22 protein-coding genes are annotated in these 20,199 nt (G+C 36.1%); 13 read left to right on the plus strand and 9 right to left on the minus strand.

The annotated features are described in order from the left end of the window. The 6 genes from EG339_RS06755 to EG339_RS06780 all read right to left on the minus strand — a co-directional run bounded on the left by EG339_RS06755 (position 1) and on the right by EG339_RS06780 (position 6,235). Positions 1–840, minus strand: a complete 840-nt coding sequence (locus EG339_RS06755; protein ID WP_123869489.1) for a hypothetical protein — start codon at positions 838–840, stop codon at positions 1–3. Between the two features lies 1 nt (position 841). Then, positions 842–1,729 (minus strand): hypothetical protein, encoded by an 888-nt coding sequence (locus EG339_RS06760; protein ID WP_123869491.1) that lies wholly within the window; start codon positions 1,727–1,729, stop codon positions 842–844. A gap of 547 nt (positions 1,730–2,276) precedes the next feature. Next, positions 2,277–2,615: a hypothetical protein gene (locus EG339_RS06765; protein WP_123869493.1), complete on the minus strand. Its 339-nt coding sequence runs from the start codon at positions 2,613–2,615 to the stop codon at positions 2,277–2,279. A 111-nt stretch (positions 2,616–2,726) separates the two neighbouring features. Further along, positions 2,727–4,772, minus strand: a complete 2,046-nt coding sequence (locus tag EG339_RS06770; protein ID WP_123869495.1) for a S9 family peptidase — start codon at positions 4,770–4,772, stop codon at positions 2,727–2,729. Positions 4,773–4,913: 141 nt separating this feature from the next. Then, on the minus strand, positions 4,914–5,654 hold the full coding sequence (locus EG339_RS06775) for a uroporphyrinogen-III synthase (protein WP_123869497.1): 741 nt from the start codon (positions 5,652–5,654) through the stop codon (positions 4,914–4,916). 11 nt (positions 5,655–5,665) lie between these two features. Next, positions 5,666–6,235: a DUF4271 domain-containing protein gene (locus EG339_RS06780; protein ID WP_262706903.1), complete on the minus strand. Its 570-nt coding sequence runs from the start codon at positions 6,233–6,235 to the stop codon at positions 5,666–5,668. 337 nt (positions 6,236–6,572) lie between these two features. Between EG339_RS06780 and EG339_RS06785 the strand changes: the two genes are divergently transcribed. From EG339_RS06785 to EG339_RS06800, 4 genes are all read left to right on the plus strand, one after another. Continuing rightward, positions 6,573–7,289 (plus strand): polyprenol monophosphomannose synthase, encoded by a 717-nt coding sequence (locus EG339_RS06785; protein ID WP_123869501.1) that lies wholly within the window; start codon positions 6,573–6,575, stop codon positions 7,287–7,289. A 47-nt stretch (positions 7,290–7,336) separates the two neighbouring features. After that, positions 7,337–7,702, plus strand: a complete 366-nt coding sequence (locus EG339_RS06790) for a DUF4296 domain-containing protein (RefSeq protein ID WP_123869503.1) — start codon at positions 7,337–7,339, stop codon at positions 7,700–7,702. 69 nt (positions 7,703–7,771) lie between these two features. Next, entirely contained in the window at positions 7,772–8,902 is a 1,131-nt protein-coding gene (gene tgt / locus EG339_RS06795) for a tRNA guanosine(34) transglycosylase Tgt (RefSeq protein WP_002982698.1), read from the plus strand. An 8-nt stretch (positions 8,903–8,910) separates the two neighbouring features. Continuing rightward, positions 8,911–10,023, plus strand: coding sequence for an LptF/LptG family permease (locus tag EG339_RS06800; RefSeq protein ID WP_123869505.1), 1,113 nt, complete (start codon positions 8,911–8,913; stop codon positions 10,021–10,023). On the opposite strand, the gene EG339_RS06805 is transcribed toward EG339_RS06800, so the two are convergent. After that, entirely contained in the window at positions 10,017–10,733 is a 717-nt protein-coding gene (locus EG339_RS06805; protein WP_123869507.1) for a biotin--[acetyl-CoA-carboxylase] ligase, read from the minus strand. The genes EG339_RS06800 and EG339_RS06805 overlap by 7 nt on opposite strands. Positions 10,734–10,820: 87 nt before the next feature. On the opposite strand from EG339_RS06805, the gene rsfS reads away from it, so the two are divergent. The 5 genes from rsfS to EG339_RS06830 all read left to right on the plus strand — a co-directional run bounded on the left by rsfS (position 10,821) and on the right by EG339_RS06830 (position 15,501). Beyond that, entirely contained in the window at positions 10,821–11,186 is a 366-nt protein-coding gene (gene rsfS, locus EG339_RS06810) for a ribosome silencing factor (protein WP_065400154.1), read from the plus strand. Between the two features lie 21 nt (positions 11,187–11,207). After that, positions 11,208–13,226, plus strand: coding sequence for an ATP-dependent zinc metalloprotease FtsH (gene ftsH / locus EG339_RS06815; protein ID WP_123869509.1), 2,019 nt, complete (start codon positions 11,208–11,210; stop codon positions 13,224–13,226). Between the two features lie 135 nt (positions 13,227–13,361). Continuing rightward, positions 13,362–13,943, plus strand: coding sequence for an LUD domain-containing protein (locus EG339_RS06820; RefSeq protein ID WP_164465418.1), 582 nt, complete (start codon positions 13,362–13,364; stop codon positions 13,941–13,943). Between the two features lie 24 nt (positions 13,944–13,967). Next, positions 13,968–14,840: a phosphatidate cytidylyltransferase gene (locus tag EG339_RS06825; protein ID WP_123869513.1), complete on the plus strand. Its 873-nt coding sequence runs from the start codon at positions 13,968–13,970 to the stop codon at positions 14,838–14,840. A gap of 4 nt (positions 14,841–14,844) precedes the next feature. Next, positions 14,845–15,501 carry a phosphatidylserine decarboxylase family protein gene (locus tag EG339_RS06830; protein ID WP_123869515.1) on the plus strand — a complete coding sequence of 219 codons (657 nt, stop codon included), beginning with the start codon at positions 14,845–14,847 and terminating at the stop codon, positions 15,499–15,501. A 519-nt stretch (positions 15,502–16,020) separates the two neighbouring features. On the opposite strand, the gene EG339_RS24470 is transcribed toward EG339_RS06830, so the two are convergent. Further along, positions 16,021–16,158 (minus strand): hypothetical protein, encoded by a 138-nt coding sequence (locus tag EG339_RS24470; protein ID WP_228458830.1) that lies wholly within the window; start codon positions 16,156–16,158, stop codon positions 16,021–16,023. A 331-nt stretch (positions 16,159–16,489) separates the two neighbouring features. Here EG339_RS24470 and EG339_RS24475 point away from each other — a divergent pair, with 331 nt between their 5' ends. The 4 genes from EG339_RS24475 to EG339_RS06850 all read left to right on the plus strand — a co-directional run bounded on the left by EG339_RS24475 (position 16,490) and on the right by EG339_RS06850 (position 19,785). Next, positions 16,490–16,888 (plus strand): helix-turn-helix transcriptional regulator, encoded by a 399-nt coding sequence (locus tag EG339_RS24475; protein WP_228458832.1) that lies wholly within the window; start codon positions 16,490–16,492, stop codon positions 16,886–16,888. Between the two features lie 96 nt (positions 16,889–16,984). Further along, on the plus strand, positions 16,985–17,398 hold the full coding sequence (locus EG339_RS06840; RefSeq protein WP_123869519.1) for a transposase: 414 nt from the start codon (positions 16,985–16,987) through the stop codon (positions 17,396–17,398). A gap of 1 nt (position 17,399) precedes the next feature. Continuing rightward, positions 17,400–17,720: a helix-turn-helix domain-containing protein gene (locus tag EG339_RS06845; RefSeq protein WP_123869520.1), complete on the plus strand. Its 321-nt coding sequence runs from the start codon at positions 17,400–17,402 to the stop codon at positions 17,718–17,720. A 250-nt stretch (positions 17,721–17,970) separates the two neighbouring features. Continuing rightward, on the plus strand, positions 17,971–19,785 hold the full coding sequence (locus tag EG339_RS06850) for a hypothetical protein (protein WP_123869522.1): 1,815 nt from the start codon (positions 17,971–17,973) through the stop codon (positions 19,783–19,785). Positions 19,786–19,835: 50 nt separating this feature from the next. Here EG339_RS06850 and EG339_RS06855 read toward each other — a convergent pair whose 3' ends face one another. Then, complete coding sequence (locus EG339_RS06855) at positions 19,836–20,183, minus strand: DUF1801 domain-containing protein (protein ID WP_123869524.1); 348 nt, start codon at positions 20,181–20,183, stop codon at positions 19,836–19,838. Positions 20,184–20,199: the final 16 nt, after the last annotated feature.

The raw sequence follows: 20,199 nt of genomic DNA on the forward strand, positions 1-20,199 counted from the left end.
TTAGTTAAGTTTTTCTATATAGATGAAAGTATCTCTATCATTCATTTTAAAATTTACACCGGCTCCCACATTTAATCCGGTGTCAGCCTGGATACCTGCCCTCAGGCGGATCTGATCTCCGGCATGCAGGTATTTTGTAGTGGAAAAATTGTTTACGGAATTTGCGCTGCCGGCTGTTACCAAAAGTCCGTAAAGCAGAAAGCTGTTTTCATGAATTTTTTGCCATCCGTCTCCGGCTGCATTTACATACAGAGCCTGTAGTGAAATAATGGTGGCAGCATTTCCTACAGAAAGTCCTCCCGCACTGCTTGTTTTTACAGACGGGTTAATTCTGTAAAACCCGTCTGCCGGAATCGTAATTTCTCCATTAGCGTTTACTGTAACTCCTAAATTATTTATATTATTTCTGTCAAAATCATTTAAAATATTGAAGGGGAGGGTAGGGCGTCCTGTAATTCCCAGTACATTGGCAACAGACACATCACTGGCATTAGATCCCAGGATGCTTACATTCTTATAATTTTTGATACTCCTTTCTGTAGCAGCGATCCATCTGTAACCATCATATTTTACTACATCTTTAATCTCCTTGTTATAAAATACCAAACCGTTATCTTCAGGTTTGTTTTCATACAGGTCCGGGTGTGCTGCATTATAATTAGGTAATTCAGTGTGGTTCTCAACAACAGGAAGCATTATCCCTTTTGAATTGTGTTCTGCCTCTAATGCTGCTCTTGGGTGAACTGTTTCAGGTCTGTTACCCATTTTTACCTGGGCAGATCCCAATGGGCTTATGGCTGCAATAATAAAAACTTTGAGCGTAATTGTTTTTCTGGTCATTCTAATCACTTACTTTGGTGAACATTATTTCTCGTGGATAATATTTGGCGATATTGGCGTTGGCTGCAGCAGTAAGAGTAACCACTACAGATACTGTTGCCAATGGAGAATGTATTCTCGAAACAATATAATCTCCAGGATTCAGCCGGATTCTTGTGGTGGTGAAAGCAGCGGTATTGGTATCTCCGCCAATTCCGAGAATGCCATAATAATCCGGGAAAAATGTAGTCAGCTTCACTTCATTATAGCTTCCGTTACTTTGTTTAAGATAGGCTCTCAGCTGATACTGAGGCCCGCTGGTTAGGGATACGGCTCCACCTGTTTTGGAGGGGACATTCAGGTAAATGTCATAAACTCCGGCTTCATTAATAATGAATTTGGCATTATCAAAGCTTCTGTCGCCATAAATTCCACCTCCGGCCACTACTGCGGCTTCCCTTGTGATATTAAGGCTGTTGTAGGATTGTTTCCCATCAACAGGTGCGCTGAAGCCAAGCCCTACATGCCGGCCGCATCCAAGAAGTACACATACTACACTGGTTTCCTCATCTGCAGTGGACAGGAATCTGGATTGTTTTAGTTTAAAATCAGCGGCAGTGGGCTCATTATTCCATTTTTCTCCGTCATAGGAATAGAATGTAGCGTGTGTTTTTTCGAACATCATCATTCCTGTCATTTTACTGTCTGGAGTAGCGGAGCTGTACAGTGGAAGGTTTTCAGGAGCGGATACTTCAGGAAGCATCATACCGTAATTCTTTCCTTCATACTTTCCGTCTACCTGTAAAATGGCCTTGTTGTGGAGTTCAAAAGTAGTATTTTTTGTAATGCCTACTTGTGAAAAGGCCATGCTGACAATAAGCAACATTAAAGAAGTGCTAATTTTTTTCATGGTTTGATTTCTATTTAAATTTTAATCTGTTATTCAGAAGAATTTTTTTGAAATACATAGTTTTTCAGTCCTTAGTTTTTGTTTGTATTTTTTTTCAAATTTTATCCTGCCCGGCTCATAAACGAGTCGGGATGTCATTTTGCTGTGTCTTTTTTCAGTACTGCACGCAGGGTGTCATTCTGAAGAAACTGACCATAATATTCTGAGGGAAATTGACCGTAGTAACAGATCAAAAGAACGTGGTCTCGGAGTTCCTAAATTACAAATCTAATATGGAATATACCTGACAAATCCAGGGAATTTATAAGATATGAATATGAATTCCATAAAAATGCAGGGTAATAGCTTGGGAATGAAAAAGTTTAAAATTTTAATTAAAAGTAAAAAAATGAAATATTTTTAAATGTCAGTGTTGTTTTTGTTTAAAAAAAATAGAGACAAGCTAAAAACTTGTCTCTATGTGTATAGGGTATGTGGTATTTTAGACAGTTTTTGTTAATGATGGTGTGTTTTCATTATCAAATTTCTAAATAACCGCGTTTTGAACTTAAATCAGCTCTTCTTCCTGGAAATACTGGATAATCGCCTTTTTCATAAGCAAAGTCTGCTCATTAGGCTTTAATTCTGGAAGATCTTCCAATTTTTCAAACTGTGGCCATCCATCTTCGTAATGGGTGAATTTATAATATCCAAAAGGCTCAAGTAGCCTGCATACTGCAATATGAATGAGATTTACCTTATCCTCTTTTGTGTATTTCTGCTGCCCGCTGCCCAGTTCCTGTAGTCCTATTAAAAACAGTAAAGTCTCAATAGGAGGGTTCTTCTCCGTCTGGAAATTATCTTCGAAGAACTGTTCTATTTTTTTCCAATATTCAGACTCGTTCATATAATTGATAAATGATAATTAATAATTGATGTTGTTAACGTTTAATTTCTTCTTCTGGTTCCTTTAAAAGAGAAGCTGTCTTCAGACCCTATGGAGTAAGATTAACTCTTTTTATCTTTTATTATCAATCTTCAATAAAAACGCATACTCTAACGCATCTTCTTTCAGGGACTCAAATCTTCCGCTGGCACCTCCATGGCCTGAGCTCATATCTGTTTTAAAGATCAGAATATTGTTATCAGTTTTCAATTCTCTAAGTTTAGCTGTCCATTTTGCAGGTTCCCAATACTGTACCTGAGAATCATGGAATCCTGTGGTGATAAGGATGTGTGGATAATCCTTGGCTTCTACATTGTCATAAGGAGAATACTCTTTCATGTAATGATAATATTCTTCATCATTAGGATTTCCCCATTCATCATATTCTCCCGTTGTTAGCGGGATGGTATCATCTAACATGGTAGTGACAACATCTACAAAAGGTACCTGGGCCACAATACCGTTGAATAATTGAGGTTCATAATTAACAACAGCACCTACAAGAAGTCCTCCTGCACTTCCTCCCATTGCATACATATGTCTGGATGAAGTGTAGTTTTCTTTAATCAGATATTTTCCTGCATCAATAAAATCGAAAAAGGTATTTTTCTTGAAGAGCATTTTTCCGTCTTCATACCATTCTCTTCCCAGGTATTCTCCGCCGCGGATATGAGCAATGGCGTAAATAAAACCACGGTCAAGAATGGAGAGCCTTACATTTGAAAAACTTGCATCCACGGTATGTCCATAGCTGCCATATCCATATAGTAAAAGAGGTGTATCTGCAGATTTCTTTGTGTTCTTATGGTAAACAAGAGAGATAGGGATTTTTGTTTTGCCATCTCTGGAATCTGCCCATATTCTTTCAGAAATATAGTTTTCCGGGAAGAACTTTCCACCTAGAACTTCCTGCTGTTTCAGAAGTTTTGTGGTTTTATCTTTCATGTTGTATTCGTAGGTAGAGCCTGGTTGGGTAAGAGAAGTGTAACCATATCGGAGAACTTCAGTGTCAAATTCCAGGTTGATCCCAATATAAGCTGTATAAGTAGGATCAGAGAAAGGAAGATAATAAGATTCCTGAGTTTTTTCATCAATAATCTTAATTTGTAACAGCCCTTTTTCTCTTTCCTCAAGAACAAGATAATCTTTGAAAATTTCAAAGCCTTCCAGTAATACTTCGGCACGGTGAGGGATAACATCTACCCAGTTTTCCATACCACAGTTATCAATCTTTGTTTTTACAATTTTGAAGTTGGTGGCACCATCTGCGTTGGTGATAATATAGAATTCATCTTCGTAATGTTCTACAGAATATTCCAGATCATCTATTCTTGGCTGAATAACTTTCCAGTCTGCAAAAACATTGTCAGCAGGAATAAAATGATGTTCATCAGAAATAGTACTTGAGCTTGCGATAAAAATATACTGTAAAGATTTTGTTTTAAAGACATTCACATCAAAAGTGTCATCCTTCTCATGGAAGATAAGAACATCTTCAGAGGGATCGGTTCCCAGTTTATGTCTGTACACCTGGAATGCTCTAAGGCTTTTATCTTTTCTGATATAAAATATATGCTCATTATCATTAGCCCAAACCACCTTTCCTGTAGTGTTCAGAATTTTATCCGAAAGAATTTCTCCGGTCTTTAAATTTTTGAAGTTAAGGCTGTAAATCCTTCTTCCTACATTGTCTGAAGAAAAAGAAGCCAGTTCATTATTAGGACTTACTGCAACACTTCCAACCTCAAAGAAATCTTCTCCTTCTGCAAGAATATTAACATCAAGGATAATCTCCTCTTCATTGTCCAGCGTCTTATATTTCCGGCAGAAGATAGGGTATTCCTTTCCTTCTTCATAGCGTACAATGTACCAATATTCATTAAAGAAATAGGGAAGTGATTCATCATCCTTTTTATAACGCGCTTTCATCTCTTCAAAAAGCTCTTCCTGGAGCTCTTCGGTATCTTTCATGATAAACTCTTCGTAAGCATTTTCTTCTTCAAGATATTGGATAACTTCCGGGTTTTCCCTTTCATTAAGCCAGAAGTAATTATCAATTCTTTTGTCACCGTGTGTTTCTAATATTTTTTCTATTTTTTTTGCCTGTGGAGCTTTCATCAGAATATTTTATTTTTTGTACGTCCTGATATGCTTTATCACAACATACTATTCAATGTTAATTTTTGTTCAAATGTAGTTAAAAAAAAACCATCTTTCCTTTACTGAAAAGATGGTTGAGTGTATTTTTTGTATCAAACACTATTTGTGCAGTGCTTTAATATATTTTTCAAGGGCCATGGTCATGGAAGGTGTTTCCTTCGTAGGAGCCATTAGGTCTACTTTTAATCCCGCCTCTTCTGCTGCAGCCAAAGTGGTGTTTCCAAAAACTCCGATCTTTGTTTCATCCTGCTTGAAGTCTGGGAAATTCTGTTGCAGAGACTTAATTCCTTGCGGGCTGAAGAAGATCAGCATATCATAATCTTGGATGTTGATATCTGTCAGGTCACTGCATACAGTACGGTACATAATTGCTCTTGTCCATTCTATGTTGGCAGAATCTAAAGTTTTTACAATATCCGGGCTTAAAACATCTGAAGATGGCAACAAATATTTTTCAGTAGGAAACTTCTTGAACAGGGGAAGAAGGTCTGAAAAGTTTTTCTCTCCGAAGCTGATCTTTCTTTTTCTGTACACAATGTGCTTCTGAAGATAGTTGGCAATTGCTTCCGACTGGCAGATATATCTCATTGTATCTGGAACAGCAAAACGTAATTCTTCAGCAAGTCTGAAGTAATGGTCAATAGCATTTTTACTGGTAAAAATGATACCGGTGTACTGCGTCAGATCTATTTTCTGAGTTCTGAGCTCTTTATTGTCTACCCCTTCGACGTGGATAAATGGACGGAAATCAATCTTTATTTTTTCCTTCTTCGCTATATCCAGATATGGAGAAGACTCACTAGGCGCTGGTTGAGAAACCAATATAGACTTTATTCTCATCTTTGACTTTATTAAAAAAATAACAACTTCCAAAGCAGTAACAATGGTGCAATTTGGAGCGTGCAAATATACAAAAATTTATAATACCATTTCTCCGGAAGAATCTTGTTCTTGTGAAATAAATAGAAAAATACCTTGAAAATGAACACAAAAGAAAAGAAGGAGAAATAATATAAAAAGATTTTATTTCTGTCTATAGGGAAGTAATAGTGGGTAACACACAAAATTATCAGTAAAAAAGACAGGATAAAATAAAATTTGGTGGCGGTGAAATAAAAAATAGTCCATTTTTTACCATCCCCTATACTCTGATAAAATAAAAAACCTAATGTTGATTTTATCAGATAAAAAAACATCACTGCCAGTAAGGTATACCCAAACTTGTTGAGTTGGTATCCGAAAACCTGCAGATCTGCAATAAATTTAGGAACAACCGGAATATACTGAGAGATCAGTACCGATAAAGTAAGAGCAATCACGCAGGACGTAATAATCCAGCTTGGAAGGTTATTGCTTGCATCAAAATATTTTTGAAGCAGAAAATCTTTAAGACTTGCGTCTCTTTCTATTATGTTCATCATAAAAACATATAAAAAAATACAGCCTATAAGTATAAAAATTACCCAATCATTATTCTCAGGTATTCTTACATGATTGATGTAGTTTGGTGATGACGGCAAATTTTAAGTTTTTTATTTTTTTATTTAACTATAAATAACACAACTTGGCATAGAATTTCTTTATTGCTTCATCTGTTAAATCTATCTTACACCATATTTTCCATTGATACATTGGGTATTCAAAACTGCTGAAAACAATTTTTGTATGATCCCGGAATCTTTGGAAATTATTTTTGCAAAATTATAGATTATTTTGTATAAAATAAAAAGGTTAAATAAACTATCTTTGCAAACTGAAATGAAAAAACTCGTCATCATCCCAACGTATAACGAAAAGGAAAATATTGAAAATATTATTTCCGCGGTTTTTGCATTGGAGGACGGCTTTCATATCTTAGTAGTAGATGATTCTTCTCCAGACGGAACAGCGGATGTAGTAAAAGAATTACAGAAGAAATATCCCCATTACCTGCATCTTTCAATAAGACATATTAAAGATGGTTTAGGGAAAGCCTATATTCATGGTTTTAAATGGGCCATTGAAAATAAATACGATTATATTTTTGAAATGGATGCCGATTTTTCGCATAATCCTAATGATCTGCCTAAACTTTTCGAAGCTTGTCTCAATGCAGATATGGCCATCGGTTCCCGTTACTCAAAAGGAGTGAATGTAGTCAATTGGCCTATGGGAAGGGTTCTCTTGTCTTATTTTGCATCTAAATATGTTAGATTCATTTTAGGACTTCCTATCCATGATACCACCGCTGGTTTTGTCTGTTTTTCACGAAAAGTATTGGAAGAAATCGGATTAGATAATGTAAGGCTGAAAGGATATGGATTCCAGATAGAAATGAAATTCAGAGCTTTTAAAAAAGGTTTCAGAATTGTGGAAGTTCCTATTATATTTACCAACAGGATTTTAGGAGAAAGCAAAATGAACGGCGGAATTATCCATGAAGCTGTTTTTGGTGTTTTAAACTTAAAATGGAAGTCAATTATCAATAGATTATAAAATAAAGCATGACTAATTCTTCCAATACAAAATATAAAAATAAGCTGATGAAAAAGCTGATCCTTTTTTTTGTTTTTATGGGGCTGTTTTCATGTAGTGACTATATTGATAAGCCTAAAAATCTGGTTGATCAGAATGTGATGGCAGAAGTTATTGCAGATCTTGTGATGAATGATCAGGCTAACTTTATGTATCAGAACAGGAATATGGAAGCAGGGACAAGGTTTATTTTAAAATCCCATAATATAAAACCTGATGACTTTGTTGAAAGTTTCAAATATTACGTAATTAAAGAAGAAATGGAAGGCATAGCAAATGATGCACAGCAGATTTTACTTGAAAAAGATCCTAAAGCGGAAAAATATGTAAAAGATAAGCTGAAGCAGGCTGAATTGGGAATGCCTCAAAAATAAATAATGATGAAGCGGGTTTTGCCCGGACAATGATAATCGCTGATCGCAGCGAGCTAAAAAAGTGTACAGATGAAATTTTTTAATATCGAAAAAACCTCTGAAGGAAAAGCCAGGGCAGGGGAGATTACTACAGACCACGGAAAGATCCAGACGCCGATTTTTATGCCGGTAGGAACTGTTGCAAGTGTAAAAACAGTTCATCAGAGAGAATTAAAAGAAGACATTAAAGCCCAGATTATTCTGGGAAATACTTACCATCTTTATCTTCGTCCAGGAATGGAAACAATGCAGGATGCCGGTGGTTTACATAAATTCATGAACTGGGACCTTCCTATTCTTACCGATTCAGGAGGTTTTCAGGTGTTCTCGTTGGCAAGCAACAGAAAAATGACGGAAGAAGGAGCAAGGTTCAAGTCTCATATAGACGGAAGCTATCATATGTTCTCTCCGGAAAGATCTATGGAGATCCAAAGACAGATCGGGGCCGATATTTTTATGGCTTTTGACGAATGTACTCCTTATCCTTGTGATTACAACCAGGCAAAATCATCTATGGAGCTTACCCACCGTTGGCTGAAAAGATGCATTGAATGGACCAATAATAACCCTGAATTATATGGACATAAGCAAAGACTCTTCCCGATTGTTCAGGGATCTACCTATTCAGATTTAAGAAAAATATCTGCAGAAGTAATTTCTGAAGCAGGTGCTGAAGGAAACGCTATCGGAGGCCTTTCTGTAGGAGAACCGGAAGAAGAAATGTACAGAATTACAGATGAAGTAACAGATATCCTTCCAAAAGAAAAGCCAAGATACCTGATGGGAGTTGGGACTCCTTGGAATATCCTTGAATCTATTGGATTGGGAATTGATATGATGGATTGCGTTATGCCTACAAGAAATGCCAGAAATGCAATGCTTTTCACTTGGCAAGGCGTAATGAATCTTAAAAACGAAAAATGGAAGCGGGATTTCTCGCCTCTGGATGAATTTGGAACCAGCTTTGTAGACCGTGAATATTCAAAAGCGTATCTTCGTCACCTGTTTGTGTCCAAAGAATATCTGGCAAAACAGATTGCTTCCATCCATAACCTTGCTTTTTATCTGGATCTGGTGAAAGTGGCAAGGGAGCACATCATAGCAGGAGATTTCTATGAGTGGAAAAACTCTGTAGTACCGGTTCTTAGACAAAGACTGTAAAAAGACATATGCTTAAGATAGTAGACAGATATATCATTAAAAAATACCTTGGAACTTTCAGTTTCATGCTGGTGCTGTTGTCTATAGTAGTACTTGTTATTGATGTTCAGCAGAAGATCCCAAGGATAGAAAATGCAAAGGCTCTTGATCCTAAACTGGATCTTGGGTATTTTCTGATTCATTTTTATCCCTTCTGGATCATCAACCTGGTGGTAACATTCCTTTCCATTCTGGTATTCATTACTGTAATCTATTTCACTTCCAGAATGGCCAATAATACTGAAATTGTAGCTATTATCAGTAGTGGTGCAAGTTTTCACAGGTTTTCAAAACCTTATCTGTATACTTCAATCCTTCTTGCCTTAATAGCTTTGGTGGTGTATCATTTGGTACTTCCTTGGGCGAATATCAAGAAAAACCAGTTGGAAGCTTATACCTATAATGCTGCCAATAAAGAAAAGATCCTGGGAACTGCTCCAGCTTCTTCACAGTTAAGTAAAACAGAATATATCTTCGTAGACTCTTGGAATAAAAGGGAAAAGAGAGGATCCAGCTTTGTGTACCAAAAATTTGATACCCACAGAAAGATGGTGTACGAATTAAAAGCAAGTGAAGTATATTGGGACCAGGATAAAAAGCAGTTTGTTTTAAATAATTATCTAGAAAAAACCATTAATAAAGACAATACGGAGAAGCTGAATAATGGAATTGAACTCAGGAAGAATTATAGTCATTCTCCTGAAGAACTCTTCCCGAATGAGCTTTTGGGACAGAATAAAACCACACCCGAACTTTTAAAATTTATAGAAAGAGAAAAAGCAAGAGGAAACAGCAACCTGAATTCTTATCTTAATGAACTTCATCAGAGAACTTCAATGCCTGTCTCTATTGTTATTCTGACTTTTCTTGCGCTTTCCCTGTCTTCTCAAAAAAAGAGAGGAGGTTTGGGTATTAACCTTGCCATTGGGATTTCATTGGCCTTCCTTTTTGTCTTTTCATTTGAAGCTTTAAAGGTAGTTTCAGAGAATAAAAGTTTATCTCCGGCTTTAGCAATGTGGCTGCCTAATCTGGTATTCCTTCCGCTTACCCTTTATCTTTACATCAAAAGAGCTAATCAGTAAAGGAGTTTTACTTCTTTGTGGTAGAAAGAACACAAGCCGTCATTTTCCAGTTCAATCCAGAGTTCTCCTTTTTCATCTGCATGGCGAATGATGCCATTTTGTCTCTCTTTTTCAATTTCAAAGACTGAGATTTCATCTTTACGGAATAAATTTGTATTAAAACGGTCCAGGATTTCCTGGTCAGAAGGAATATTTTTCAGTTTTTCCGAAAGAAATTCATGAAAGCTTAAGCTAAGGTCTTCAAGTTTGAATTCCCTGCCTGTTTGCGTCAGGAGCGAGCCTGCATTCGAAATTTCATCAAATTTCTCCTGAAGGATGTTAATTCCGGTTCCGATAATGAAATAATTATTTTGATTAATTTTTTTCTTTTCAATTAAAATTCCGACGATTTTTTTACCTTTAAGGATAATATCATTCGGCCATTTGATTTTTACGTCATTATCAGCCAAATTGGCCAGAAAATCCCTGACAAGAATTGCGGTATAATAATTGAATATAAAGTCGGAACACAGGATGTTTTGAGTATTCACTGCCAGCGTATAAGCCAGGTTTTTTCCGGCGGTAGGAGTCCAGACATTTCCATACTGACCACGGCCTTTAGTTTGATTAAAAGTATGCAATCCTATAAAATCTGAATTTCCGTAAAGTAAAAACTTTGATATTTCGTCATTAGTAGAAGAACATTCTTTCAGGTAGAAGAGTTGGCTCATTTAAGAAAACTTTAAGACATTATGGAGGTAAAAGTAAGGTTAAAGTAAAGAAAAAACAATAAATTTGCAGATTATAGTATTTTTTTAATGAATAAAACAGCAGAAAAACAAGCACTAATAGATAAAATCGTTGAAGCACTTCAGGATGTAAAAGGAGAAGATATCATGATCTTCGATCTTTCAAACATTGAAAACTCAGTAGCGGAGACGTTCGTAATATGTAGCGGAAACTCAAATACACAGGTTGCTGCATTAGCTGGAAGTGTAGAGAAAAAAGTGAGAAACGACCTGAAAGACAGACCCTGGCATGTAGAAGGTACAGAAAATGCAATGTGGGTATTGGTAGATTACGTTTCAGTAGTGGTTCACATTTTCCAGAAAGATGTACGTGAATATTACGATATTGAAGAACTTTGGGGTGACGCAGTCATTACCAGAATTGAAAATGAATAATAAAAATTTTAAAAAGTCTAAATGAATAACAAAGGATTCAACTGGTTCTTTCCTATTGTAATCATAGCTCTTTTGCTTTTCTTCGGTTCCAATTTCCTTGGTGGCGATACAGCAAAAACTATTGATGAAGATGGTTTCTTTAGAGAAATGCAGGCGGGGAAAGTCCAGAATATTATTATATACAAAGACATAGAGAAAGCTGATGTTTTCCTTACCAAAGAAGCGAAATCAGCAATGGTTAAATCAGGAAAGGAAAATAACCCTTTTTCAGCTTTAGATATGGCGCCAAAAGCAGATTATTCTGTGAAATATGGTGACCTTCAGCTTTTCCTTCAGAAATTTGAACAGATTAAAGCAACAAACCCGGCGATTAAAACAGCTAAAGATTACGGAACAGGTAAGAGTCCTTTTACGGATATTCTTATATCTGCATTAATCTGGATTGCGATTCTGGGATTATTTTACTTCCTTCTTTTCAGAAAGATGGGCGGTGGCGGAGGCCCTGGGGGACAGATCTTCTCAATCGGGAAATCTAAAGCGAAGCTTTTCGACGAAAAAGAAAGAATTCAGGTAACATTCAAAGATGTTGCTGGATTAGAAGGAGCTAAAGAAGAAGTACAGGAAGTAGTAGACTTCTTGAAAAACTCTGAAAAATATACAAAATTAGGAGGTAAGATTCCCAAAGGAGTACTATTGGTAGGCCCTCCGGGAACAGGTAAAACCTTATTGGCAAAAGCTGTTGCAGGGGAAGCTAAAGTTCCTTTCTTCTCCCTTTCAGGATCTGATTTCGTGGAAATGTTTGTTGGAGTAGGAGCTTCAAGAGTAAGAGACCTTTTTGCTCAGGCTAAAGCCAAATCTCCGGCAATCATCTTTATCGATGAAATTGATGCTATCGGACGTGCAAGAGGAAAAAATAATTTCTCAGGCGGAAACGACGAAAGAGAAAATACACTGAACCAGCTTCTTACTGAAATGGATGGTTTCGGAACAGATACGAATGTGATTGTAATGGCAGCAACCAACAGAGCGGATATCCTTGATAAAGCTTTGATGAGAGCAGGACGTTTTGACCGTTCTATTTACGTAGACCTGCCGGAACTTCATGAAAGAAGGCAGATCTTTGATGTTCACCTGAAAAAGATCAAGCTTGATGATACTGTAGACAGAGAATTCCTTGCTAAGCAGACCCCTGGATTCAGCGGTGCGGATATCGCCAATGTTTGTAACGAAGCAGCACTTATTGCAGCAAGAAATAACCATACTTCAGTAACAAAACAGGATTTCCTTGATGCGGTAGACAGAATCATCGGAGGTCTTGAGAAGAAAAATAAGGCTATTAAACCTTCTGAAAAGAAGAGAGTGGCTTACCACGAAGCTGGGCACGCAACTATCTCATGGTTGGTAGAACATGCCTCACCTCTTTTAAAAGTAACTATTGTTCCAAGAGGACGTTCATTAGGTGCAGCGTGGTATCTTCCTGAAGAAAGACAGCTTACCACTACAGAACAGATGTTGGATGAAATGTGTGCAACATTAGGAGGGAGAGCTGCTGAGCAGGTGATCTTCAACAATATATCAACAGGTGCACTTTCCGATCTTGAAACAGTAACGAAGAGAGCACAGGCAATGGTAACGATCTACGGATTAAGCCCGAATATCGGTAACATTTCTTACTATGACAGTTCAGGCCAGTCTGAATATTCATTCGGAAAACCTTACTCTGAAGAAACAGCTACCAAGATTGATGCAGAGATCAAATCGATCATCGAAAATCAGTACGAAAGAGCGGTAAGAATTCTCGCAGAAAATAAAGATAAGCTGGATGCTCTTGCCAATAAGCTTTTAGAAAAAGAAGTGATCTTCCGTGAAGACCTTGAGGAAATCTTTGGTAAGAGAGCCTGGGATCCTGAGTTGACAGAAAAGCCGGTTACCAATACCATTCCTGAGAAAGATCAGCCGGATGTGTTGGATACCCCTCAGATTAAAGAAAAAGAAGAAGAAAGCGAAATACAGGCTCCAGAAAGCCCAACACAGCTTTAAAACCCTTACAAAATAGGAAATATAAAACCTGACAACTTTAAAATTGTCAGGTTTTTTCATATTTAAGGAGATATTTTGGAATCTATTGTAATTTATTTTCTATTTTTGTATAAAGTTGACTAAAAATAGATTAAGTTGAATTTATTCAAGAGGATTGTAAGCAAACTTACCAACCAGCCTGAAGAAGAGGAAAAACAGAGCCTGGAGAAACTTGGGGATTCGCTGAAAAATGCGGATCTCGATTACAAGTTTGCGCAATTATTTACGCATTCAGGGGGATTTTTTAATTATTGTGCAGATGAAGCGGAGGCTCTACAAACTTTAAATCAAATTATCAAAATAGAAGGTATTAAGAACCTTTTCTGTTGGGATAAGGAACTTCAGAACTTCTTAAATGTTGTAAAATCTCCTTATACTTCAGAATTACAGCCATCCAATGATGCAGCATTTATCACTTGTGAATATCTGATTGCATATGACGGCAGAATTATGCTTTCCCATAATAACATTCTTCACTATCATTCTTCAAGGCTACCCGATAGAATTATCATCATCGCCAATGTTTCACAGATTGTAAACAACCTGAATGATGCCATGGGGAAAATAAAAAGAAACGGAAATATTAAGAACCTTACTTCCATCAGTGGAAGCCAGTCTAAAATGGACAGTTCTTCCAATTCCAATACAAAACTGTTTTTATTGCTGCTTGAAGATTAAGCACCCACTACTAAATTTTAAATTTTGGACAAAAATCTCATTCAAAGAACCATTTCAGGTCTCGTTTATGTAGCTATTATCATTCTTTGTTCGACTCCTTTAGGGGCGCAACTTATCAACAGCATTTTTCCCGGTCTTATTCAGCAACAATATCTTTATCATGGTTTGATAAGTCTTTTACTGATTGTGGGGACTTGGGAGTGTGTAAAAATAATGAAGTTCGGAAAAGGATATGAGAAATGGGTAGTGTATCCATTGGTTATTTTTATATTTTACATTTTTTCAAAAAGATACTTCCATCACGACTTCTTTTTCGATTTCAGATTGAGTGAGATATTAGCACTTGCCCTTATTGGTATTGCTGTAGTTACTTTATTTAAATTTCCTAACGAATTATACTTTGATAGCGGAAAACTGATTTTTACAGTCATTTATGTTGCCCTGCCCTTCAGTTTTGCATTAGGATTACCAAAATTCTCCAGTTATAGTGATAGTTTCTCTTTAGAAGTTCTTTTTCTCTTCATTCTGATCTGGAGTAGTGATACATTTGCATATCTGGTAGGGAAATTCTTCGGGAAACACAAAATGGCGCCTAAAATTTCTCCTAAAAAGACATGGGAAGGTTATATAGGCGGGGTTGTTCTGACGTTGGTACTGTCTTATTTTGTAGAGCACTATCAGCCTGAACTGAGAGGGAACTGGATATTTGTTGGATTTTTGGTAGCTGCCTTTGCTCCTCTCGGAGATTTGGTAGAAAGCCAGTTAAAGAGAAATTTCGGTGTGAAAGACAGTGGAAACATCATTCCGGGGCACGGTGGAGTATTAGATAGGCTGGATAGTTTTATTATCTGCGTTCCTGTCGTATATTTGTACTTTATTTTAGAAAAATTTATTTAATCTCATGAAATTACATAGAGAATCAAAAGGAACCATTACGGTAGCAACAATACTTTTTCTGGTATTGGGAGCTTTAGCCATCTATTTCCTTAAAATATGGTCTTTACTGATCATTGCACCTTTGTTGATTATTTACTGTCTTATATTCTGGTTTTTCAGAGTTCCGAACCGAACTATTCTTGACCACAGAGAGAATGTAATCGCTCCGGTGGACGGAAAAGTGGTAATGATCAAAGAAGTGGAAGAAAATGAATTCATTAAAGGAAAAGCCATCCAGGTTTCTATTTTCATGTCTCCATTGAATGTACACATCTGTAGATATCCGGTAAGCGGAAAAGTAATCTATAAAAAATACCATCCGGGGAAATATCTGGTGGCATGGCATGAAAAATCATCCACAGAAAATGAAAGAACAACTGTAGCGATTGAAACTGAAACCAACCATAAAGTAGTTTTCAGACAGATTGCAGGATATGTAGCCAGAAGGATCGTATTCTACTGTAATGAAGGAGATCCGGCAAAAGCCGGACATGAGTTCGGATTTATCAAATTCGGGTCAAGAATGGACGTGTTTCTGCCTTTGGATACAGAGATCATCTGTAAGATCGGGGATATTACAAAAGGAGGTTTGGATGTTATCGCCAAACTCAAAGAAAATTAAAATCATTACAACATAAATATTAAGAGGGCCATGTGGTCCTCTTTTTCATTTGAGGGGTATTGCTGATGGGTGAGTTTAACTACTCGTGAGTAGTATTGCGTAGTGATGCGTGGGTTTTCTTTTATAGAGAACAATAATTTTGCCGGCTTAAAAATATAACCCATTAATTTTAGGCAAGTTGATCACTGTTAATATTTTTGTCATATGATTTTTTTTCAGTTTTAATATTTCAATATTGGAATTTTAGTAAATTTAGAAAGAAAATTACCTGATTTTTTTAACAGTAAAATTACTGAGAGATTTCTTTGTATATTTTATTTGATTAAAAAATATAGAAGATTTTCACATTAATTTGTTCAAATCCCTATTTGGTCTATATAAAAACAACAATAAGATGATTTATAATTTTTTATTTAAAACGCTTAATGGTGAGCCAGACAAATTGGAAGCTGATGCTGACCGCAATTATCTGGATATTATTAACCGGTATCTGTTTTCGTTGTTTTTCATATTTTTCTTTTATTCTGTTTTCATCATAGCTTTTTTCGGGGATATGCTGATTTCAATATTTCTTACTGCTATTACTTTTTTCTGGTTGCTTCTGATGGCTATAAAAGGTAAAACAAGAAGATTTAAAAAGATTTTGAAACTTTTCATTATCCTTGTTTTTGTGTTGTTGACTTTTATAGTGAGTTTTTTTAATATTTATACTTATAAGAGCGGTGGTGTAGAATATTTTTATTTTTGTCTCTTATTTGCAGTTCCATTCTTTCTCAATTATAAGAAGGAACCATTTTCTATCATTTTCGTCACTCTCATAATCAGCATTAACTTTATTGCATGTCTTTATTTTGATTTTGACTTTCTTCCCAGAAGCAGATTTTTAGAAAAAGATGATTTTAAAACCTTAAAATTGTTGAATATTTTGTTTTCTATTGCCTATTTTTTCATGGATATTGTTTTTATTACTCATAAAGATGAACGGATTATGGGACTAATTAGCGATAGAAATGTAAAAGAGTCTACTATTAAGGAACTGGAAAAAACGAATAGCGAGCTGATGAAGCAACAGATGCTTATCAATCATCTTTCAGAAGAAAATATTCAGGAAATTTTTAAATTGGCCGAAAAAAATTCTCCTCTTTTTTTTGAAAAGTTTCAGGTGTTTTTCCCCCATTTTGTTTCAGGTATTTTAAAAATAAACCCGGATCTTATTCATTCTGAATTGTATTTCTGTGCATTAATGAAACTTGATTTTGATACCAAGAAAATAGCACAATGTACAAATAACAGTATTCGTGCTGTAGAAAGTAAAAAATACAGAATAAGAAAGAAACTTAATATTCCGTCCGAGATCAACATTAACAGTTTTCTTATTAAAATTTAAAACATATTCTGATTTTTACTACTTATGCGTAGTGTTGAGTAGCATACGGCGCACCTTTTAGCCTTTATTGTTAATATTTTTGCAAAAATACAGTGGATGAATATTAAGAATATTGATATTGGAGATGTAATCAGATCAAAAGTAGAAGAACACCAGATCTCAATAGAAAGGATCTCCAGATTTTTAGGCAAAACAGAAGATGAGATTGAAAAGATGTATGAACAGAAAAGTATTGATACTGATATTCTGTTGAAATGGTGTAAGCTTTTGAAATTTGATTTCTTTAGATTTTATACCGGGCATCTGATTTTATACTCACCCGGATCAAGAATTGATAATACATTCCGGCAAAAAGGAGAAACCATGGTTTTCAGAAAGAGTATTTATACCCAGGAAGTGAAGGATTTTGTTCTGGAAAAAATAAATACTGGAAAAATGACAGCCAATGAAGTTGTGGTAAAGTATAAGATTCCAAAAACCACTTTATACAAATGGATGAAAAAAATATAGTATGATTCCGGATTACAAGCAAATTTATACTGACATTATTCAGGAACGCTTTCCTGAAAAATTAACAGACACTGCAATCAGGCATAAACTTGAAAGGTTGAATTCTGCGATTGAAGTACTGAAGTTTAACCAACTGATTTTTGGAGAACCTGATTATGCTGTCGGGTTTAATAATCAAAGGCTGCGTTCCTATGATGAAGACTCCGTTCTGGAAATTCTCAGGTACCAGAAAAAGAACGGACTTAATAACATTCAGCTTAGCCATCATTTTAAAATAAGCAGGAATACGATTACCAAATGGAAAGCTATTTTTAAGGTATAAAAAGCTTTTGTTCTTAGCATACCTTGTTTGATAGGCTGTAATGTATCAGCTCTTATATTTTTATAAAATCTACCGGGGTTATTATTATTAATTGTTGTTATTTATATACATAATTGATTTTTTGTGAGTTTAGCTACGCATGAGTAGTATTGCGTACATCAGACTGATTAATGAAACCCTTGCAATTGATAAATTTGTATAAAGCTTATGACTTTATTAAAAATTTAATCATAAACAATTATAATTTAAGATGATGACTACAAAATTTACAATTCCCCCGATCAAGGTATTGCTGATAGCGCTACTTTTCGCTTTTGGCAAGTTTTATTCGCAAGGTACCAATGGTGCTGTTGGGATTAATACCACAACACCTAATGCCAATTCTGTATTGGATGTCGTTTCAGCCAGCAATAATAAAGGAGTTCTTATTCCCAGGCTTACTGAAACCCAAAGAAATGCTATTGTAATTAACACTGCCAAGGATGATGGTTTGACAATTTATAATATTACTGAGGACTGTATTAATTACTGGAGTCTTGCTGACAACGAATGGAAAAGTGTCTGCGGACAAATGGGCAAAGCTGTTTTTACGGTAGACTGTTCCAACACAAAAGCAATGGGAACCTATGTTCAGACCAAAGAGCTTACAGCATCCAATTATTTAAGTGTATCTGTAAACGTAACTAAAGTTGGAAGTTATACAATTACAGGGACTACAACAAATGGATATAATTTCTACGGAACAGGTGTTTTTCTTAATACAGGAACGCAAACTATCCAAGTTCCGGGGCAGGGAGTGCCTGCTGCGATACAGGTGGATACTGTAGGACTTAATGCCAACGGGACAGATGTTACATGTACACCTGCTGTTACAGTGAATGTATTAAGTCCGGCAGGGTCTTATACAATGAGTTGTGGAAGTGCTACGGTAAACGGAGTTTATAAAGTAGGAACAGCTTTAACAGCAGCCAATACAATTACTCTTCCTGTTAATGTTACAGCACTGGGAAGCTATACTATTACTACCAATACTGTAGATGGAATTTCATTCAGCGGGTCAGGAACATTTACTTCTACAGGAAATCAGAATGTTACGTTAAACGGTACCGGAACACCTGCTTCTACAAGTGTGAAAACACTTACTATTACTTCCGACAGCCAGGGCGGGGTATCTACAACTTGTACTGTTCAGGTAATTGTTGTTATTCCTATAAAGAAAATTTTGCATATTGGTAATGAAACTATGTATGGTTATAGTGCATTTACAGGACCTTCAAGAAGTCTGATGGATTCTCCGACAAATTTCGGAACCACGGCTTCAAGTAAAGTGAAAGCTGAAGGGTATACCCACACGTCATTAAATGCTAACCCAACAGATGCTGCTCTACTTACAGCTTTGAATAATAAACCTGATATTGTAATCATCGGATTTGATAACAGTTCTTTGAATGCAACCCAGTCTGGTTATCTGGTAGACTATATGAATAAAAAAGGTGTTGTGATTGCATTCCAGGACAGAACTGATAGCAATGTTTCTCTCAACTTCCTTAGAGCCGTGTTTTCAAATCCGGCATTGACGGTTGGGTATGTTGGAGGCGGAGCGGGTGCAGTATATCCGCTGGCTAATGCTAATGACCCGATTTTGAACGGACCTTTTGGGGATGTGAGGGGAAAAAACTGGGGAGAAGATGCTTCCACAACTGTAGCTATTACTTCTAATGTCAATGGAGTTATACCTTACAGCTATGCACAGCCAATAAATAATACTACAACCTACTCAGGAATTACTGGATTTAGACATAGCAATTTAAATTTGGTTTGGTTTGGTGATGGTGGTTTTTTAAGTAATGAAAACGCTAATGGAAATCAGTATCCTAGTAATACAATAGAGCCTTTTGTAGCTCCAAGTACAGGAGGATATTTACCAGTTCAGAAATCTGCCTACGGATATGCTGGAAACGGATATACTGCAGGATCAATGCAGGTTCAGAATTCAATCCTTTTTGCTAATATGCTGGCCTGGGCAATTCAGCAGGCAGAATTCAACGGAATAAACACACAATGATAAAAAAGTTTTAAAGAAGGCTCCGGCACATTTATTTGTGCCGGAGTTTTTTATTTAATATATGTTTTGATTTCTTCCAGAAGATCTAATATGAATTCTACCGGCAAATCCTTATTCACATCAATTAACAAGATTTTAAACTTCTTCCTTCCGTCCTGTGTCAGTTCCGGATAATTCAGTTTATCCCCGTGATAAAAACTGAGGTAATGTTTTTTATATTTTTTGCTGTAATAAAAATAGCACAGCATTTTCTTTCTGTACTTGATAAAGGGAAGACCAAAGCTGAAAGTTTCTGTAATATTTTCTGGGTCTGAAGCCAGAATAGTATCCCTTAAAAAAAGAAGAGTACTTCTTTCAGGCTCTTCGATTCTGTAGAAATACTCTTGTATGGGATTCATTTTATATTGAGTTAAG

The sequence above is a fragment of the Chryseobacterium bernardetii genome, from assembly GCF_003815975.1.
In the GTDB taxonomy this organism is placed as follows: domain Bacteria; phylum Bacteroidota; class Bacteroidia; order Flavobacteriales; family Weeksellaceae; genus Chryseobacterium; species Chryseobacterium bernardetii.

Bases quoted from the DNA above. Each gene is read 5' to 3' on its own strand.
- EG339_RS06780 (WP_262706903.1), bottom strand. From the start codon at position 6,235: ATGATGAACATAATAGAAAGAGACGCAAGTCTTAAAGATTTTCTGCTT.
- EG339_RS06755 (WP_123869489.1), bottom strand. From the start codon at position 840: ATGACCAGAAAAACAATTACGCTCAAAGTTTTTATTATTGCAGCCATA.
- EG339_RS06805 (WP_123869507.1), bottom strand. From the start codon at position 10,733: ATGAGCCAACTCTTCTACCTGAAAGAATGTTCTTCTACTAATGACGAA.
- EG339_RS06785 (WP_123869501.1), top strand. From the start codon at position 6,573: ATGAAAAAACTCGTCATCATCCCAACGTATAACGAAAAGGAAAATATT.
- EG339_RS06840 (WP_123869519.1), top strand. From the start codon at position 16,985: ATGAATATTAAGAATATTGATATTGGAGATGTAATCAGATCAAAAGTA.
- EG339_RS24475 (WP_228458832.1), top strand. From the start codon at position 16,490: ATGGGACTAATTAGCGATAGAAATGTAAAAGAGTCTACTATTAAGGAA.
- EG339_RS06770 (WP_123869495.1), bottom strand. From the start codon at position 4,772: ATGAAAGCTCCACAGGCAAAAAAAATAGAAAAAATATTAGAAACACAC.
- EG339_RS06850 (WP_123869522.1), top strand. From the start codon at position 17,971: ATGATGACTACAAAATTTACAATTCCCCCGATCAAGGTATTGCTGATA.
- EG339_RS24470 (WP_228458830.1), bottom strand. From the start codon at position 16,158: ATGAAAAGTTTCAAAATCTTTTTAAATCTTCTTGTTTTACCTTTTATA.
- tgt (WP_002982698.1), top strand. From the start codon at position 7,772: ATGAAATTTTTTAATATCGAAAAAACCTCTGAAGGAAAAGCCAGGGCA.
- ftsH (WP_123869509.1), top strand. From the start codon at position 11,208: ATGAATAACAAAGGATTCAACTGGTTCTTTCCTATTGTAATCATAGCT.
- EG339_RS06845 (WP_123869520.1), top strand. From the start codon at position 17,400: ATGATTCCGGATTACAAGCAAATTTATACTGACATTATTCAGGAACGC.
- EG339_RS06800 (WP_123869505.1), top strand. From the start codon at position 8,911: ATGCTTAAGATAGTAGACAGATATATCATTAAAAAATACCTTGGAACT.
- EG339_RS06775 (WP_123869497.1), bottom strand. From the start codon at position 5,654: ATGAGAATAAAGTCTATATTGGTTTCTCAACCAGCGCCTAGTGAGTCT.
- EG339_RS06765 (WP_123869493.1), bottom strand. From the start codon at position 2,615: ATGAACGAGTCTGAATATTGGAAAAAAATAGAACAGTTCTTCGAAGAT.
- EG339_RS06790 (WP_123869503.1), top strand. From the start codon at position 7,337: ATGAAAAAGCTGATCCTTTTTTTTGTTTTTATGGGGCTGTTTTCATGT.
- EG339_RS06760 (WP_123869491.1), bottom strand. From the start codon at position 1,729: ATGAAAAAAATTAGCACTTCTTTAATGTTGCTTATTGTCAGCATGGCC.
- EG339_RS06855 (WP_123869524.1), bottom strand. From the start codon at position 20,183: ATGAATCCCATACAAGAGTATTTCTACAGAATCGAAGAGCCTGAAAGA.
- rsfS (WP_065400154.1), top strand. From the start codon at position 10,821: ATGAATAAAACAGCAGAAAAACAAGCACTAATAGATAAAATCGTTGAA.
- EG339_RS06830 (WP_123869515.1), top strand. From the start codon at position 14,845: ATGAAATTACATAGAGAATCAAAAGGAACCATTACGGTAGCAACAATA.